This window comes from Pseudomonas sp. GW821-FHT10B02, assembly GCF_059415665.1.
In genome coordinates this window covers 75,341-92,561 of the sequence record NZ_JBWKNR010000007.1, presented here as the reverse complement: position 1 = coordinate 92,561, position 17,221 = coordinate 75,341, and the positions used below count along the sequence as shown (strand labels likewise).

The 17,221-nt window shown below is 55.0% G+C and carries 16 protein-coding genes and 1 pseudogene; all 17 read left to right on the top strand.

The annotated features are described in order from the left end of the window. Positions 1-2: 2 nt before the first annotated feature. Positions 3-2,243, top strand: coding sequence for a bifunctional prephenate dehydrogenase/3-phosphoshikimate 1-carboxyvinyltransferase (locus AC07OF_RS12620; RefSeq protein WP_495072941.1), 2,241 nt, complete (start codon positions 3-5; stop codon positions 2,241-2,243). Next, a complete protein-coding gene (gene cmk, locus AC07OF_RS12615; protein ID WP_157191651.1) occupies positions 2,240-2,926 on the top strand; it encodes a (d)CMP kinase in 687 nt (228 codons plus the stop codon). The genes AC07OF_RS12620 and cmk overlap by 4 nt, the downstream gene beginning before the upstream one ends. A 125-nt stretch (positions 2,927-3,051) precedes the next feature. Continuing rightward, the gene (rpsA, locus tag AC07OF_RS12610) at positions 3,052-4,728 is read left to right on the top strand and encodes a 30S ribosomal protein S1 (protein WP_045180061.1); all 1,677 of its coding nucleotides are present in this window, start codon (positions 3,052-3,054) and stop codon (positions 4,726-4,728) included. A 261-nt stretch (positions 4,729-4,989) separates the two neighbouring features. Beyond that, a complete protein-coding gene (ihfB, locus tag AC07OF_RS12605) occupies positions 4,990-5,292 on the top strand; it encodes an integration host factor subunit beta (RefSeq protein ID WP_107026305.1) in 303 nt (100 codons plus the stop codon). Between the two features lie 20 nt (positions 5,293-5,312). After that, positions 5,313-5,555, top strand: a complete 243-nt coding sequence (locus tag AC07OF_RS12600; RefSeq protein WP_157191652.1) for a lipopolysaccharide assembly protein LapA domain-containing protein — start codon at positions 5,313-5,315, stop codon at positions 5,553-5,555. Positions 5,556-5,690: 135 nt separating this feature from the next. Beyond that, the gene (locus AC07OF_RS12595; protein ID WP_495072971.1) at positions 5,691-7,127 is read left to right on the top strand and encodes an MBL fold metallo-hydrolase RNA specificity domain-containing protein; all 1,437 of its coding nucleotides are present in this window, start codon (positions 5,691-5,693) and stop codon (positions 7,125-7,127) included. A 97-nt stretch (positions 7,128-7,224) separates the two neighbouring features. Continuing rightward, positions 7,225-7,371 (top strand): annotated as a pseudogene (locus AC07OF_RS12590) (glucose-1-phosphate thymidylyltransferase); the annotation flags it as partial. A 55-nt stretch (positions 7,372-7,426) separates the two neighbouring features. After that, the gene (locus AC07OF_RS12585) at positions 7,427-8,350 is read left to right on the top strand and encodes a glycosyltransferase (protein ID WP_495072940.1); all 924 of its coding nucleotides are present in this window, start codon (positions 7,427-7,429) and stop codon (positions 8,348-8,350) included. Next, positions 8,347-9,309, top strand: coding sequence for a UDP-glucose 4-epimerase family protein (locus AC07OF_RS12580; protein ID WP_495072939.1), 963 nt, complete (start codon positions 8,347-8,349; stop codon positions 9,307-9,309). Before AC07OF_RS12585 ends, AC07OF_RS12580 begins: the two co-directional genes overlap by 4 nt. Then, positions 9,306-10,340 (top strand): MraY family glycosyltransferase, encoded by a 1,035-nt coding sequence (locus AC07OF_RS12575; protein ID WP_495072970.1) that lies wholly within the window; start codon positions 9,306-9,308, stop codon positions 10,338-10,340. The genes AC07OF_RS12580 and AC07OF_RS12575 overlap by 4 nt, the downstream gene beginning before the upstream one ends. Positions 10,341-11,076: 736 nt before the next feature. Beyond that, positions 11,077-12,078, top strand: a complete 1,002-nt coding sequence (locus AC07OF_RS12570; RefSeq protein ID WP_495072938.1) for a glycosyltransferase family 2 protein — start codon at positions 11,077-11,079, stop codon at positions 12,076-12,078. Between the two features lie 130 nt (positions 12,079-12,208). Beyond that, positions 12,209-13,213, top strand: coding sequence for a glycosyltransferase family 2 protein (locus AC07OF_RS12565; RefSeq protein ID WP_157191658.1), 1,005 nt, complete (start codon positions 12,209-12,211; stop codon positions 13,211-13,213). Beyond that, positions 13,213-14,370 (top strand): NAD(P)/FAD-dependent oxidoreductase, encoded by a 1,158-nt coding sequence (locus AC07OF_RS12560; protein WP_495072937.1) that lies wholly within the window; start codon positions 13,213-13,215, stop codon positions 14,368-14,370. Before AC07OF_RS12565 ends, AC07OF_RS12560 begins: the two co-directional genes overlap by 1 nt. Further along, positions 14,371-15,165 (top strand): Rossmann-fold NAD(P)-binding domain-containing protein, encoded by a 795-nt coding sequence (locus AC07OF_RS12555; RefSeq protein WP_476445677.1) that lies wholly within the window; start codon positions 14,371-14,373, stop codon positions 15,163-15,165. Beyond that, positions 15,162-15,998 carry a sugar phosphate isomerase/epimerase family protein gene (locus tag AC07OF_RS12550; RefSeq protein WP_476445676.1) on the top strand — a complete coding sequence of 279 codons (837 nt, stop codon included), beginning with the start codon at positions 15,162-15,164 and terminating at the stop codon, positions 15,996-15,998. Before AC07OF_RS12555 ends, AC07OF_RS12550 begins: the two co-directional genes overlap by 4 nt. After that, positions 15,995-16,351 (top strand): SMR family transporter, encoded by a 357-nt coding sequence (locus AC07OF_RS12545; protein WP_157191662.1) that lies wholly within the window; start codon positions 15,995-15,997, stop codon positions 16,349-16,351. Before AC07OF_RS12550 ends, AC07OF_RS12545 begins: the two co-directional genes overlap by 4 nt. 11 nt (positions 16,352-16,362) lie before the next feature. Next, positions 16,363-17,181 (top strand): glycosyltransferase family 2 protein, encoded by an 819-nt coding sequence (locus tag AC07OF_RS12540; protein WP_157191663.1) that lies wholly within the window; start codon positions 16,363-16,365, stop codon positions 17,179-17,181. Positions 17,182-17,221: the final 40 nt, after the last annotated feature.

Sequence of the window (17,221 nt, the reverse complement as noted above, 5' to 3'; positions counted from 1 at the left end):
CCGTGGTTGAAGTCGTGGTAAACAAGGTTGAGCCGCTTATCGGTCGCCTGGTGGTGGTCGGTCTCGGGCTCATTGGCGGCTCGTTCGCCAAGGGCCTACGCGAAAGCGGCTTGTGCCGCGAGGTGGTCGGCGTCGACCTGGATCCGCAGTCGCGCAAGCTGGCGGTGGAGCTGGGGGTGGTCGACCGCTGCGAAGAGGACCTGGCTGCTGCCTGTGTTGGCGCTGATGTCATTCAGCTGGCCGTGCCTATCCTGGCCATGGAGAAGCTCCTGGCGCGCCTGGCGCAACTTGACCTCGGGCGTGCGGTGCTCACTGACGTCGGCAGCGCCAAGGGCAATGTGGTGCGTGCTGCGCGCGAGGCGTTTGCCGAACAGCTGGCGTACTTCGTGCCTGGGCACCCGATTGCCGGTTCCGAGCAGAGCGGGGTGGAAGCCTCCAATGCTGCCTTGTTCCGTCGCCATAAAGTGATTCTCACGCCATTGGCCGAAACCGACCCGCAGGCTCTGGCGCTGGTTGATCGGCTGTGGCGTGCGCTGGAGGCCGATGTCGAGCACATGCAGGTCGAGCGCCATGACGAAGTCCTGGCGGCGACCAGTCACCTGCCGCATCTGCTGGCCTTCGGCCTGGTCGATTCCCTGGCCAAACGCAATGAAAACCTGGATATCTTCCGTTACGCTGCCGGAGGTTTCCGCGATTTCACAAGAATCGCCGGAAGCGACCCGGTCATGTGGCACGACATATTTCTCGCCAACCGCGAAGCTGTTCTGCGCACACTCGATACATTTCGCAGCGATCTCGACGCCTTGCGCGACGCGGTCGATGCAGGGGATGGGCATCAATTGCTGGGCGTCTTCACGCGCGCCCGGGTTGCCCGCGAGCATTTCAGTAAAATCCTGGCCCGCCGGGCCTATGTGGACGCTATGAACTCCAACGACCTGATTTTCCTGGCAAATCCTGGTGGCCAACTGTCTGGCCGAATTCGCGTACCAGGCGACAAATCGATTTCCCATCGCTCGATCATGTTGGGCTCCCTGGCCGAAGGCACCACTGAAGTCGAAGGCTTCCTTGAGGGTGAAGACGCACTGGCGACCCTACAGGCTTTCCGCGACATGGGTGTGGTCATCGAAGGCCCGCACCATGGTCGGGTTACCATTCACGGTGTTGGCCTCAATGGCCTGCAGCCGCCGCCGGGCCCGATCTACCTGGGTAACTCCGGTACTTCCATGCGCCTGCTGTCCGGCCTGCTCGCTGCGCAGCCGTTCGACACCGTGCTGACTGGCGATGCCTCGCTGTCCAAGCGTCCGATGAACCGCGTTGCCAATCCTCTGCGGGAAATGGGCGCGGTGATCGAGACTGGCGCTGAAGGCCGTCCACCGATGACCATTCGTGGTGGTCACGCGCTCAAGGCGCTGACCTACACCCTGCCGATGGCCAGTGCCCAGGTTAAGTCCTGCCTGCTGCTGGCTGGTCTGTATGCCGAAGGCAAGACCACGGTTACCGAACCTGCGCCAACCCGCGACCATACCGAGCGCATGCTGCGTGGTTTCGGCTACAGCGTTGACGTCGACGGCCCGACTGCCTCCCTGGAATCCGGCGGCAAGCTGACCGCGACCCATATCGAAGTGCCAGCCGATATCTCCTCGGCGGCGTTCTTCCTGGTTGCAGCCTCGATTGCCGAGGGTTCAGAGCTGGTGCTCGAGCATGTCGGGATCAACCCGACCCGTACCGGCGTGATTGATATCCTCAAGCTGATGGGCGGCGATATCACCCTGGAAAACCAGCGTGAAGTCGGCGGTGAACCTGTAGCGGACCTGCGCGTGCGTGGCGCCAGGCTCAAGGGTATCGAGATCCCTGAACACCTGGTGCCACTGGCTATCGACGAATTCCCGGTGCTGTTCGTCGCTGCGGCCTGTGCCGAAGGCCGTACCGTACTGCGTGGCGCCGAAGAGCTGCGGGTCAAGGAATCCGACCGCATCCAGGTCATGGCCGATGGCCTGCTGACCCTGGGTGTGAAGTGCGAACCGACCCCGGACGGCATCATCATCGACGGCGGCCCGTTCGGTGGCGGTGAAGTGCACGGGCATGGCGACCACCGTATTGCCATGGCGTTCAGCGTCGCCTCGCTGCGCGCTTCGGCGCCGATCCGTATTCACGATTGCGCCAACGTTGCCACATCCTTCCCGAACTTCCTGGCGCTGTGCGCCGAAGTCGGGATTCGTGTTGCCGAAGAGGGCAAGTCGTGAATGTGAATGCACCGGTCATCACCATCGATGGCCCAAGCGGTTCGGGTAAGGGCACGGTTGCTGGTATTTTGGCGCGCGAGCTGGGCTGGAAGCTGCTGGATTCAGGCGCGCTGTATCGCCTGCTGGCCTTTGCAGCCAGTAACCATGGCGTTGACCTGACCAACGAAGAACTGCTGGTCAAGCTGGCTGCGCACCTGGATGTGCAGTTCATCGCCGCCGAGCCGGGCAAGCTGCAACAGACTATTCTTGAAGGTGAGGATGTCAGTAATGTCATCCGTACTGAAGCGGTAGGTGCCGGGGCTTCCATGGTTGCTTCGCTGCCCGCAGTGCGTGACGCATTGTTGCAACGCCAGCGGGCGTTTCAGGAAGCGCCGGGGCTGATTGCCGATGGTCGCGACATGGGCACGGTGGTGTTCCCTGACGCACCTCTGAAGGTTTTTCTGACCGCCAGTGCCGAGGAGCGGGCGCGCCGCCGTTACTTGCAGTTGAAGGCGAAAGGCGAAGATGTTAGTCTGTCGAGTCTGCTAGATGAGATTCGTGCGCGTGATGAGCGCGACACCCAGCGCGCAGTGGCCCCGCTCAAACCGGCGGCCGATGCGATTCAGCTGGATTCCACGGAGTTGTCCATCGAGCAGGTGTTGGAACGCATCAAGAGCGAGCTCGCCCTGCGCGATATCGCCTGATGACCAGGGAAGCAGGCAGGGGCACCAGTCAACGTCCTGTCGGCTTTCCTTTATATGAACGAAACCCACATTGTCTGGAATGTGGCTGATGGGCGTATGTTTCGCCCTTATTTACAGGAATTAAAATGAGCGAAAGCTTTGCAGAACTCTTTGAAGAAAGCCTGAAAACCCTCAATCTTCAGCCGGGTGCGATCATCACCGGTATCGTTGTCGACATCGACGGCGACTGGGTTACCGTACACGCTGGCCTGAAGTCCGAGGGCGTCATCCCGCTCGAGCAGTTCTACAACGAAGCTGGCGAGCTGACCATCAAGGTCGGTGACGAAGTTCACGTTGCGCTGGACGCGGTCGAAGACGGCTTTGGCGAAACCAAACTGTCCCGTGAAAAAGCCAAGCGCGCCGAGTGCTGGATTGTTCTGGAAGCAGCTTTCGCCGCCGAAGAAGTGGTCAAGGGCGTTATCAACGGTAAGGTTAAAGGCGGCTTCACTGTCGACGTTAACGGTATCCGTGCGTTCCTGCCGGGCTCCCTGGTTGATGTCCGCCCAGTGCGCGACACCACCCACCTGGAAGGCAAAGAGCTGGAATTCAAGGTCATCAAGCTGGACCAGAAGCGCAACAACGTTGTCGTTTCCCGTCGCAGCGTCCTGGAAGCCGAAAACAGCGCCGAGCGCGAAGCTCTGCTGGAATCGCTGCAGGAAGGCCAGCAGGTCAAAGGTATCGTCAAGAACCTCACCGACTACGGCGCATTCGTTGACCTGGGCGGCGTTGATGGCTTGCTGCACATCACCGACATGGCCTGGAAGCGTATCAAGCACCCATCGGAAATCGTCAACGTTGGCGACGAGATCGATGTCAAGGTTCTGAAGTACGATCGCGAGCGTAACCGTGTATCCCTGGGCCTGAAGCAACTGGGTGAAGACCCATGGGTTGCTATCAAAGCTCGTTACCCAGAAAGCACTCGCGTCATGGCGCGTGTTACCAACCTGACCGACTACGGCTGCTTCGCAGAGCTGGAAGAAGGCGTGGAAGGTCTGGTGCACGTTTCCGAAATGGACTGGACCAACAAGAACATCCACCCTTCGAAAGTCGTACAAGTCGGCGACGAAGTGGAAGTCATGGTTCTGGACATCGACGAAGAGCGTCGTCGTATCTCCCTGGGCATCAAACAGTGCAAGTCCAACCCATGGGAAGACTTCTCTGGCCAGTTCAACAAGGGCGACAAGATCTCCGGCACCATCAAGTCGATCACCGATTTCGGTATCTTCATTGGTCTGGACGGCGGCATCGACGGTCTGGTTCACCTGTCCGACATCTCCTGGAACGAAGTGGGCGAAGAAGCCGTACGTCGCTTCAAGAAGGGCGACGAGCTGGACACCGTGATCCTGTCCGTAGATCCAGAGCGTGAGCGTATCTCCCTGGGCATCAAGCAACTGGAAGACGATCCGTTCTCCAACTACGTTGCTGTCAACGACAAAGGCGCTATCGTCAAAGGTACCGTTAAAGAAGTTGACGCCAAGGGCGCTATCATCACCCTGGCCGACGACATCGAAGCCACTCTGAAAGCTTCCGAAATCAGCCGTGACCGCGTTGAAGATGCGCGTAACGTCCTGAAGGAAGGCGAAGAGATCGAAGCCAAGATCATCAGCGTTGACCGTAAGAGCCGTGTCATCAGCCTCTCCATCAAGTCGAAAGACGACGCTGAAGAGAAAGAAGCTATCCAGAGCCTGAAAGAAACTGCTCCGGAAGCTGCTGATACCACCATGGCCGCGCTGCTGCGTCAGGCAATGGCCAAACAGAACTAAGTTCTGCTTGGATCTAAAAAAGGGCGACTTCGGTCGCCCTTTTTTATGCCCGCGATTTGCTTTTGTCCCAGGTTGCGTTTACCGCTGTAACCCTTGTGCTGGCTGGCTTTGGCAAAGTTACAGGCAAAGTGCCATGATTTTTCCTTGAAGAGGCAATTCAAGAAACTTCGATTAAGTCAATAACCACCCTGTTCAAATCCCTCAGGTCATGCTAAAAACAATGAAGCAATGATCTAGCTGCTTGATAAAGAAGGGAAAAATATGACGAAGTCGGAGCTGATCGAACGTATTGTCACCCATCAAGGGCTGCTCTCATCCAAGGATGTCGAGCTGGCCATCAAGACCATGCTTGAACAGATGTCCCAGTGCCTGGCGACTGGAGATCGCATCGAGATCCGTGGCTTTGGCAGTTTTTCCTTGCACTACCGTGCACCGCGGGTAGGACGCAATCCCAAGACCGGCCAGTCGGTCAGTCTCGATGGCAAGTTCGTGCCGCATTTCAAGCCGGGTAAAGAGCTGCGCGACCGCGTCAATGAAGATGAGCAGCATGAACATGCCGGCTAATCATCGCCAGGGAGCGAGTTATGCGTAATCTCAAGCGCGCCTTGGTGGTGCTGTTCATTCTGGCATTGGCGACGCTGGTGCTGTTTTTTGTGCTGGAAAACCAACAGGTCGTTGCCTTGGTCATGTTCGGCTGGTCCGCGCCGGCATTGCCGTTGTCTGTTGTTGTGTTGGCCGCGCTGTTGCTAGGTTTGCTGGTTGGGCCATTGATGGGTGTTTATGTCGGGCTCCGTGCCAAGGGGAGGGCGCGTCGCATCAGCGGCTAAACTTTTTTGTTTGGGCAGATCGTCTGCGGTGATATGTAGAAATCACCTACAATCGCTGACCTCATGTGCCAGGTGGCAGTGTCGCGGTTTTGTGGGGTAATGGCGCTCCATAAAACAACCATGGAGCGGGCTCGCATGACATACCCTGTCATCACCCATCATGGCGCCATCGTCGGCGTTACTGGCTCTTGTCACCAGCTGCACCTTAATGCTGTCAGTAGCCTGCTCATCGACTGTGGGCTTTTCCAGGGGGTGGGCACAGGGCGATCTCCGGGGCCAGCCATCGACTTCCCGATAAGCGGGATTGAAGCGCTACTGGTTACCCACATTCATCTGGACCATGTCGGTCGCATTCCCGGGTTGTTGGCAGCCGGATTCAAGGGACCGATCATCTGCAGTCAGCCTTCTGCCAGGCTGCTGCCGTTGGTGCTCGAAGATGCCCTGCGGCTGGGTGTCACGCAAGAAAAAGCCACGATAGAGCGATATATAGAACTCGTCGAGCAGCAAGTCGTAGCGCTACCGTACGAGCAGTGGTACGAAGTGCTCTGCACCGACGAGCTGACCTGCCGCATTCGCCTGCAGCGAGCAGGTCATGTGCTGGGATCGGCTTATGTCGAATGCGATCTTCACTACCTCCCCAGCGGTACCCGTAAGCGAGTGGTGTTTTCTGGTGATCTAGGTGCCAGCCATACCCCGTTGTTGCGTCCGCCAGTGTCGCCCAAACGCGCAGACATCCTTGTCCTGGAAAGCACCTATGGTGATCGCCTGCACGATGAGCGCATTAACCGACAGCAGCGGCTTGAGCGGATGATCGATCAAGCATTGGCCGACCACGGCACCGTGTTGATACCTGCGTTCAGTGCGGGGCGAACCCAGGAATTGCTGTATGAGATCGAGGATATTCTTCACCGCAAGGCGCTGGGCACAAGCGCGCTGCGCTCGGCAGAAGGGCTAGCGGTTGATTGGCCGCAGTTGCCGATCATACTCGACTCGCCGTTGGCCAGCCGCTTCACCCAGGCCTACCGCGAGCTGAGTGACTTCTGGAATGAAGAGGCGCGCCAGCGTCTGGAGGAGGGTAGGCGTCCACTGCGCTTTCGTCAGTTGATCACCATTGATAGCCATGATCAGCACATCAAAACCGTCAACTACCTGGCCAGTACCGGCAGGCCGGCGATTGTTATATCGGGCAGTGGCATGTGTACCGGTGGGCGTATCGTCAACTACCTCAAGGCCATGCTTGGCGACCCACGCCATCAGGTGCTGTTTGTCGGCTATCAAGCCAGGGGGACGCCGGGCGCAGTGATCCAGGCCAGTGAAGGTGCGCAAGGATTTGTGATGCTGGACCTGGAGGGTGAGATGTATGAGATCAAAGCCAGGGTGGCAACCTTGGGCGGTTATTCGGCACATGCGGATCAGAAAGGGCTGGTAGAGTTTGTGGCTGGGATGCAGGAGTGGCCTGAAAGGATAGTGCTTGTGCATGGCGAGAGGCGGGCCAAGGAAGTGTTGGCGCAAGCGTTGACGAGTCGTTATGACGAAGAGGGTCGGGGGCTTTCGGTAGAAATACCCGGATGAAGGCTCGATGTCATGAAGTGGTGGTCGGGGTGTTCTGGTCGATTGTCGTATAGCTGTTCAGGTTGCATGCCGCTGCGCTTTGTACCTATCGTTGCACCAGGGATTGAAAGTGGCTTGCCTGGAAGAGATTGCTTACAATCACTGATTGATTACCGCGGAGCAGTTGCGCGCTCAAGCTGATGCGCTGAAGAAAGCCGGTTACGGCCAGTACCTGCGGAACCTGCTGGACTTGAGCTCCCGCTGAATTGAGTATTTCATCCTTTCGAACAGTAGCAATCAGTGGTGCAAGCAGAAAAGACATGCCAGTAAAACATCCCAAGATTGCGGTTTTGCTGGCTGCCTATAATGGCATGCAGTGGATCGAGGAACAGTTGGCTTCCATTCTCGGTCAGTCGGCAGTCGATGTAACCGTCTATATCAGTATCGACCCCTCCATCGACGGAACCGAAGCCTGGTGTGTGGCTTATGCTGCTGAGCATCCCGGGGTTGTTGTGCTGCCGGACGCTGGCTGTTTTGGCGGTGCTTCGCGTAATTTCTTCAGACTGATCCGCGATGTTGACTTCGGCGGGTATGACTTCATCGCCTTTGCCGATCAGGACGACGTCTGGCACTCGGACAAGCTGCAGCGTGCAACCCGGGCGCTTGAGACCCATCACGTGGATGCCTACTCCAGTAACGTTACGGCCTTCTGGCCGGACGGTAGAACCCATCTGCTGGACAAGGCGCAACCCCAGGTAGCCTGGGATTTTCTCTTCGAAGCGGCTGGCCCCGGCTGTACTTATGTGTTGAGCAAAAAACTGGCTGACTCCTTGAAAGCATCGATTCTCGCCAACTGGAAGCCGTTGCAAGATGTCAGCCTGCATGACTGGTACTGCTACGCCTTTGCACGTAGCCACGGCTACCGCTGGTTCATCGATTTCGTGCCGTCCATGGATTATCGCCAGCATGAGCGTAATCAGGTCGGTGCCAACACCGGGTTGAGCCCATTGATTGCTCGCTACAGAACCATTCATGACGGTTGGTGGTTCAATCAAGTGCAGCTGATAGCTCGTCTGGTTGGGCAGGGTGTTGATCCGTTCGTGAAAACCTGGCTGCAGTTGCGGCGTTGGCAACTGCTTCGACTGTCCTTCAGCGCGTGGCAATGCCGGCGCCGGGTACGCGACAAGGTATTTTTCTTTTTTATTTGCTGGGCCACTGCGTTGACAGGGAATAAAGCTGAATGAATGCTCCGAAGGTATTGGTCACAGGGGCGAGTGGATTTGTCGGCGAGGCGTTGGTCCTGAAGCTGTTGTTGGACAAAAAGTTCACCCCTATCGCGGCTGCTCGCGGCACCACACGGTTGCATGGTGTGTGCTCCGTTGTGCCTTTTGATCTGACCGATCCCAAAACTTTTCCCTCGCTGGATGACGTACAGGTAGTCGTTCACGCGGCCGCCCGAGTGCATGTGATGCATGAGACTGCCGTGGACGCCTTGATAGAGTTTCGCAAAGTCAACGTAGAGGGCACCCTTCGGTTGGCACGCCAGGCTGTGAAGTCGGGAGTAAGACGTTTTATTTTTATCAGCTCTATCAAGGTCAACGGCGAGAGCACTCTTCCTGGTAAACCGTTCAAAGCCGATGATCAGCCGAGTCCGCAGGATCCATATGGTGTATCCAAGCAAGAGGCTGAAGAGGCTTTGAGGCAACTGGGCCATGATACAGGTATGGAGGTAGTGATCATCCGTCCAGTACTGGTCTACGGTCCTGGTGTGAAGGCCAACTTTCTGAGCATGCTGAATTGGCTCAACAGGGGTGTTCCTTTGCCACTGGGCGCAATTCGGAACAAGCGTAGCCTGGTAGCCATCCAGAACTTGGTTAGCCTCATTGTTACTTGTATTGATCATCCTGCCGCTGCCAACCAGGTTTTTCTGGTGAGTGATGGCGACGATTTATCTACTACTCAACTGCTGTGTCGCCTATCCAAAGCGCTAGGTAAACCTGCCCGGCTCTTGCCTCTACCTGAGTGGATGCTAAAGCTGGCTGCCTCGATGCTGGGCAAGCAAGCCGTAGCCCAGCGCATATGTGGATCGCTGCAAGTCGATATCAGTAAAAATCTTGAACTACTGGGGTGGACGCCACCCGTCAGTTCGGACACAGCCATGCGCCAGACCGCTGGCCATTACCTGGAAAAACAAACGAAATGACTGTTTGGTGGTTGCTGCTCACGGCATTCGCTGTTTCTTGGGCATTGACGCTCCTCTTGCGCCATTACGCTTTGGTCAAGAGCTTGATGGACATACCTAACGAGCGCAGCTCTCACTCGATCCCGACGCCGCGGGGGGGAGGGGTGGCCATTGTGGTCTCCTTTCTCCTGGCGCTGCCTGTCCTTGCCGGCTTGGACCTGATAAGCCCTGTGGCCTTTTATAGCCTGCTTGGTTCGAGCCTGCTCGTTGCCCTTATCGGGTTCGTCGATGACCATGGGCATATCGCTGCCAGGTGGCGGTTGCTTGGACATTTCATTGCGGCGGCTTGGGCCCTGTTCTGGCTCAACGGCCTTCCTTCGATTGAGTTGTTCGGTATCAGCACTGATTTGGGGTGGATTGGCAACATTCTGGCGCTGGTGTATCTGGTCTGGATGCTTAACCTCTATAACTTTATGGACGGCATTGATGGTTTGGCTAGTGCTGAAGTGATCAGTGTCTGCCTGGGGATGTGTCTGGTTTATTGGTTTAGTGGGAATACCGAGTTGATGTGGCTGCCATTGATCCTGTCAGCGGCAGTAGCGGGATTTCTTTGGTGGAATTTTCCTCCGGCGCGGATCTTTATGGGGGATGCCGGGAGCGGGTTTCTGGGGATTGTGCTAGGGGTTTTGGCAGTTCAGGCGGCGGGAAGTTCTCCCGAGCTGTTTTGGAGTTGGATTATTCTCTTTGGTGTGTTCGTCGTAGATGCGACATGGACATTGGTTCAGCGTCTTGTACGCGGAGACAAAATATATGAGGCTCATCGCAGTCACGCCTATCAACATGCGACTGATTTGTTCAAACATCACGTGGTAGTAACGTTGAGTGTGGTGGCTATAAACGTTTTCTTCCTGCTTCCTTTGGCATTACTGGTGGGGCGTGGCTGGCTGTCAGGCTCGTTGGGCGTCCTGTTGGCTTACTTTCCGTTAATGATATTGGTGTGGAAATTAAAAGCGGGAATTCCAATAGATAAGTTGTCCAGCAGGTCGCTGTGATCCAGATCGTACTGCGCCCGGTCGATCAGGAATCCTTTCTGGCTTCTGGGGAGCAGTAATGTCTTGATAGGGGGCGCGCCAGGAGGGGCAGGCTGCAGCGTGGCGTGATCGGCCAGCAGTCTTCACCCGAACCGCGGTGACTGCACTCGGACAACGGAGCGCCGCTGACGTCGATGGTGTTGTTGAGCAAGATGCAGGCGCTGGGGTCAAGACTTCGCTGGGCCGACCGCGGGGGCAATGACAGACCCTGCCCGGAGCCGCTATTCAGGCCACTGAAGTACTTTTTCAATGGCCGCAAGATGCTTTTGCCGGTATGCGCACTGCGTGCGCTTGGTTTACCGTGGCGTATGTGGTGAGCAGTTCCATGATTGCAGGCTTGCGGGTTCTTGATCGGAAACCGCTCCCGGGGTGTTGTGCAGTCACCTGTAGGTATCCTGGCCGTTGGCTTTCAGCTGGATCGTGGCGGTAATTCAACGTTGAGAGCGGTATAGGGTATGACGGCGCTTTGCCGGAAGGTGAGGTGTCGTACCTGGCTTTCGCGGTCATCGCCGAAAGCAGGCGATTTTCTGACCATCGTCCGCTTATGAGCTCATTTTTTTTTTTGAAAAAAGGGCTTTTGTGGTATTTTTGGACACAATCGTAAGCCACCTGTCGAGCGGTATTTTTCTGAAGTGGGCTGTTGTAATCACGGCACTGGGTCGGGCCGTTGCTGATCTGTACTCTGGGAGTGATTCTTGTGGCGAACCCTATTTCTAATTCTGCAGGTGTCGATTTAGGCACGTCTCAGATTTTATCCGAATGTTCGCTACGCAGCGCGACCCCGCATGTTGCAATACTGATGTGTACTTATAACGGAGAGCGTTTTCTGGAAGAGCAACTAGACTCTTTCGAGCGCCAAACCCACCGTCATTGGAGTCTTGTTGTTTCAGATGATGGGTCCACAGATCGAACTTTGCTAATTCTCGATAAATATAAACAAAGTCTTGATGTGGGTCGAGTGACAGTGGTTTCTGGTCCGCAGCGCAATTTCGTTGCAAATTTTCTCTCCCTGGTTTGCCGCAAAGATATAAACGCTGATTATTACGCCTGGTCTGATCAGGATGATATTTGGAGTGAAACAAAGCTCGAGGCAGCTGTTGCCTGGCTGCAAACGATCCCCCCGCACATTCCAGCGCTTTACTGTGGCAGAACCCAGCTGATTGATGAAATAAAAAAAACCATAGGTTACTCACCAAGGTTCTGCCGCCCGCCGAGTTTCTCCAATGCGTTGGTACAAAACATTGGTGGCGGAAATACTATGGTGTTCAACCAGGCCGCGCGTGACTTGTTGCAGGAGGCCGGGGACAATCTCGATGTTCCCGCTCACGACTGGTGGGCGTACCAACTTATTTCAGGGGCAGGGGGCGTCATTTATTACGACCCGACTCCTCAGCTGTTATATCGCCAGCACGGCGAAAATATTATTGGCAGCAATTCAGGCTGGTCAGCCCGTTGGCAGCGCTTGAAAATGCTGCGTCAAGGGCGTTTTAGCAATTGGAACGACCAAAATATTGGTGCTTTGGAGCTGATCCGACATCGACTTACGGATGAGAATGCATTGACGCTTGAGCGATTTAAGCTAGCAGTAAGCCAAGGTTTTTTTGGGTTTTTGGTTAACCTGAAACGCTCCGGTGTTTATAGGCAAACACGGCTGGGGAACATTGGGTTGGTAGTGGCTTGTTTGATCAAGGGGAAATGACTGATAAAGGTGGTTGAGCTGCACGTGGTTAAGGTGTCGAGGCGTAAGGTCTGGCATTTGGAAGCATGGCGGGTGGCTCAATATGCAATGATCAGTGTTTATTTATTGATGACTACGATAGGATTTTAAAGTGCCATTTTTGTCTGTAGTTTTTATTGTTAGAAATCAGTCGGATATCATTGAAGGCGTGTTGTCCGATGCGGCTGCTGTAATCTCTACTTTGGTCAGTGATTATGAGTTGATAATTGTTGATAATGCGTCAGAAGATGACAGTATTTCTGTAATGAAGCGACTCACCGGCGAAGATGGAGTTGCCAATTTGCAGGTGTATGCACTTACCAAAGAAGTAGATGCGGATACCGCTTCATGGGTTGGTCTGGAAAACGCCCTGGGCGATTTTGTCGCCGTTATTGATCCGCTGATTGATGACTTGAACTTCTTGCCGGAAATGCTCGACAAAGCGGTACGGGGCGCCGACGTGGTATTTGCCAACAATGAGCAAAAACCGCTGCAAAGTCTTGCGTACCGGGGCGCTTTTGCGTTGTTCCATGGGCTGTACAACTGGTTCAATGGCGTTCACTTGGCCAAAGAAGCCCCGCAATACCGTATGCTCAGCAAGAGAGTGATCAATTTCATTCTTCAGCACCCGCAACCGGCCGTGACCTACCGTCACCTTCCGGCGACCGGGGGGTTTGCCCGTTCTTACCTCACTTACAGCGCAAAACCGAAAGCTTCTCGACCTAAGCGGCTCGGAGAAAGCATTGATCGCGGCATGCGTTTACTGGTTTCGACGACGCGCGCGCCGATGCGTCTGGTGACCTCACTCTCGATGTTTGGAGCAATCGCCAACCTCATCTACTCCATTTATGTGGTTGCCATCGGTTTCTTGAAAACGGACGTCGCCCCGGGGTGGATCAGTTTCTCGCTCCAGCAGTCTGGGATGTTTTTTCTGATATCGCTGGTACTTCTGGTGCTGGGTGAGTACATCTTGAACATGGCCAGTCTGTCGAATGAAGGGCCGCTCTATCACGTTGGCCAAGAGTTCACCAGTGCACGCATGACCCGCCGCGAAAAGTTGAACATTGAAGACGTCGCGCAAGCCCCGACCTCCGAATTCAGCGATCGAGTGTCCTGATGTCAGACCTGGATTGCGGACAGGATGCGGTCATCATTGGCGGTGGCTTTTACGGCGCGGCTATTGCCGTGTATCTGGCCAAGCAAAGAGGCTTCAAGCGCGTCGTGCTGGTAGAGCGTGAAGGGGCTCTTATGCAGCGCGCCTCTTATAATAACCAGGCACGTGTGCATAACGGTTATCACTACCCGCGCAGCTTCACTACCGCGTTTCGAAGCCGGATAAACCTTCCCAGGTTTGTCCAGGACTGGCCCGATGTGGTCCGACAGGACTTTACCAAGCTCTACGCGATCGCTCGCCGGAATTCGAAGGTCACAGCAAAGCAGTTCCAGCGATTCTGTCAAGAAATCGGCGCCGAGCTTCAACCTGCAGATCCGGCGTTACGAGCTCTGTTTGAACCGCGCCTGATCGAGGACGTTTTTCTAGTCCAGGAGTACGCTTTCGACACGACCAAGCTTGCCGGTTGGGCTGAACAAGAGCTTAAAGAAAGCGGGGTGCAGATTCGCTATAACACGCGGGTCACCGAAATCTCAAAAGGCACGCAGGCCCCACTGGAGGTTGTGACGCAAGCGCAGAACGGGGTAAAGGAGCTGCTCTCCTGTCGTTATGTATTCAACTGCACCTATAGCGGTCTCAATCAATTCAAAGGGGACTTTTCCGGTGTCCGTTCCGGGCTGAAACAAGAAATTACCGAAATGGCGCTCATGCAAATGCCCGACTCGCTCCACGGTCTCGGTGTCACGGTAATGGACGGCCCGTTTTTTTCGATGATGCCATTCCCGGCTCGAGGCCTGCATACACTGTCTCATGTCCGTTATACACCGCACCTGAACTGGAACGACGAGCAAGGAATTGATCCCTACGAAAAGCTCGGGCAGTACGAACGGGATAGCCGCGTCGATCGCATGGTTCGGGACGTTGGACGCTATATCCCAGCGGTGTTTGAGGCCAAACACATTGATTCGCTATTCGAAGTTAAAACCGTCCTGGTAAAAAATGAAGGTGATGACGGGCGCCCGATTCTTTTTGAAAGACATCAGGACTTGCCAGGTTGCTATTCGATACTCGGCGGAAAAATAGACAATATTTATGATGTTCTTGAAAAGCTGGACGTAGAGATTTTATCTGCCGGGCCGTTCACGAATATGCAGGAGAAATGAATGAAAAACGCACTGATAGGTTTCTCGGGGTTCGTGGGTGGGACGCTCCTCAAACAAACGGAGTTTGACTCTCTCTATCGTTCAACCAACATCGGTGAAATCGACGGCCTGGCATTTGATACGGTCGTCTGTGCTGGTGCCCCGGCGCAGAAATGGATTGCCAATCGTGATCCCGAGGCAGATCAACAGAAAATTGACGAGCTGATCGCCCACCTGGCAACTATCCAATGCAAAACATTCATATTGATCAGCACAGTTGATGTTTTTAAAAGCGCCCAAGGTGTTGACGAGGACACTGTTGTCGATGAGCAGGATTTGCATGCCTATGGCTTGAATCGCCGACGCCTGGAAAAATTTGTCGAAAGTCATTTCTCTAACTACCTGATCGTCCGCCTACCCGGCCTTGTAGGGCCAGGGCTGCGAAAGAACGTAATCTTTGACTTCCTGAACGATAACAGCCTTGAAGCGATTGATAGCCGAGGCGTGTTTCAGTTCTATCCGATGGTTAACCTCTGGTTTGACATTCAAGCTTCGCTGAACGCTGGATTGAAGCTGATTCATTTGACTGCAGAACCAATCAGCGTGGCAGACGTTGCAAAAAAGGGTTTTGGCAAACCGTTCGAAAATCACCTCTCCAATGCAGCGGCCAGGTATGACATGCAGACAAAACACGCTGCGGTTTTCGGAGTTTCTGGCCGTTATCAGTACAACGCTCGCGAGACCGTTCTGGCAGTTAGAAGCTACGCACAGTCCGACGCCCCAACAGTCAAGGCCAATTCTGGAGTGAAGGCATGAGGCTGGCCATTTCCAACATCGCCTGGGATGCGGCCGAGGACGAGGCAGTTGCCAAGCTCTTGCAGCGCTTCGGGGTTGATGCGATAGACGTTGCACCGGGAAAATACTTTCCGGAACCAGCCAATGCCTCGGACGAGAGTATCGCCCAAGTCAAAAACTGGTGGGCTGAGCAAGGGATTGAAATCACCGGCATGCAGGCGCTGTTGTTTGGCACCTCCGGACTGAACCTTTTCGGTTCGGAACAATCTCAAACGGCGATGCTGGAACATCTTGCGGCCGTTTGCCGGATCGCAGCGGGGCTGGGAGCCACGCGGTTGGTGTTCGGCTCACCCAAGAACAGGGATCGGACAGGTCTGGACGATGAGCAAGCCCTGCAAGTGGCGATACCCTTTTTCAGAAAGCTGGGTGACATTGCCCAAGCCTGCGGGGTAACCATCTGCCTTGAGCCCAACCCGACATGTTATGGCGCCAACTTCATGACCACCAGTGCGCAAACCGCCGAGGTGGTGAAGCAGGTTGGTCATCCAGCCATCAAAATGCAGCTCGATACTGGTGCGCTACAAATCAATGGTGAAGACCCGATGGCGGTGCTGCAAGACTGCGCTGCTCTGATAGGTCATGTACATGCCAGCGAACCCGATCTGGTGACACTGGGTGACGGTGGTACCAATCACCGGAATATGGCTGCGGCTATTGAGCGGTTTCTGGTTAATCCAGTGGTATCGATCGAAATGCTGGGAACCAAAGATGAAGCACACATTGTCTCTATCGAGCGGGCGCTGAGTGTGGCGACGCAGTATTACCGGTCCCCTCGCGCTGGAGCTACGCGATGAAATGGTTCATCCTGGCGATTGGCATTCTTTCCAATGCCTCCGCAAGTGTTTTGATCAAGATGGCAATGATGGCTCCGCGCAAGTTCCCATCTCTTAGTGAGCCCATGGCTGCACTCAGTAACTGGCCGTTCTGGCTGGGACTCGGGCTTTATGGCGCAGCGTTTCTTCTGTACGCAGCCGCCTTGGCGCGTCTCCCATTGAACGTTGCCCACCCAGTTTTGACTGCTGGGGCGGTTGCCGCTGTGGCGATGTCTTCTATTTTGATATTTCGTGAACCCTTCCACTGGACTACAGGGGCTGGGATCTTACTGGTAATTGCTGGCGTAGCACTGATTACGGCTCGCGTAGCTTGAAGGAACACATGATGACGTCTCCTGATATTGCACCCGCTGTACGTGAATCCTGGCAGGTGCCTTCTTTTGAAACACCACTGTGGCTAGGCCGGCAGCACCCTTGGTGCGTAGTGATTCCGGTAATTAACGAAGGCGAAAGAATCAAGAACCTGTTGGCCAGAATGGCTGCGGTCAACATTTCCAGTGTCGCCGATATCATCATCGTGGATGGTGGTAGCACCGATGGGTCATTGGAGCTTGAAGCCCTGCAACGTGTAGGGGTGCGAGGCCTGGTACTCAAAACCGCTGCGGGAAAACTGAGTGCTCAGCTTCGTTGCGCCTACGCGTTTGCACTCGATCAGGGGTATGAAGGAGTTGTTACTATTGACGGTAACGACAAGGATGATCCCGACGCTATCCTGGCGTTCATTGAAGCGCTCAAACAGGGTACCGACTTTGTACAGGCTTCTCGTTTTGTGGCGGGTGGTACAGCGGAAAACACACCAAAGTCGAGGGACTTCGCAATTCGGTTCATCCATGCGCCAATGTTGAGTCTGGCCTCGGGCTTTGGCTGGACCGACACGACCCAAGGGTTCCGGGCCTATAGCCGAAAAATGTTGATTGATCCAAAAGTTTCGATATTTCGGGACGTCTTCTCGAAATACGAACTGTTGGCCTATCTTTCCTATCGTGCACCGCGTCTGGGCTATAAGTGTATAGAGTTGCCAACCGTTCGGCGTTACCCGAAGGGAGAGATTCCAACAAAGATCAGTGCTTTTAGAGGGAACTTGGAAGTGTTAATTACGCTCTTCAAGGCCTGTACTGGTGCGTACAATCCAAGTAAGTTTTAACGATTGCATTCGAAAATTAATTAAGCGCCGTCGCTGGAAG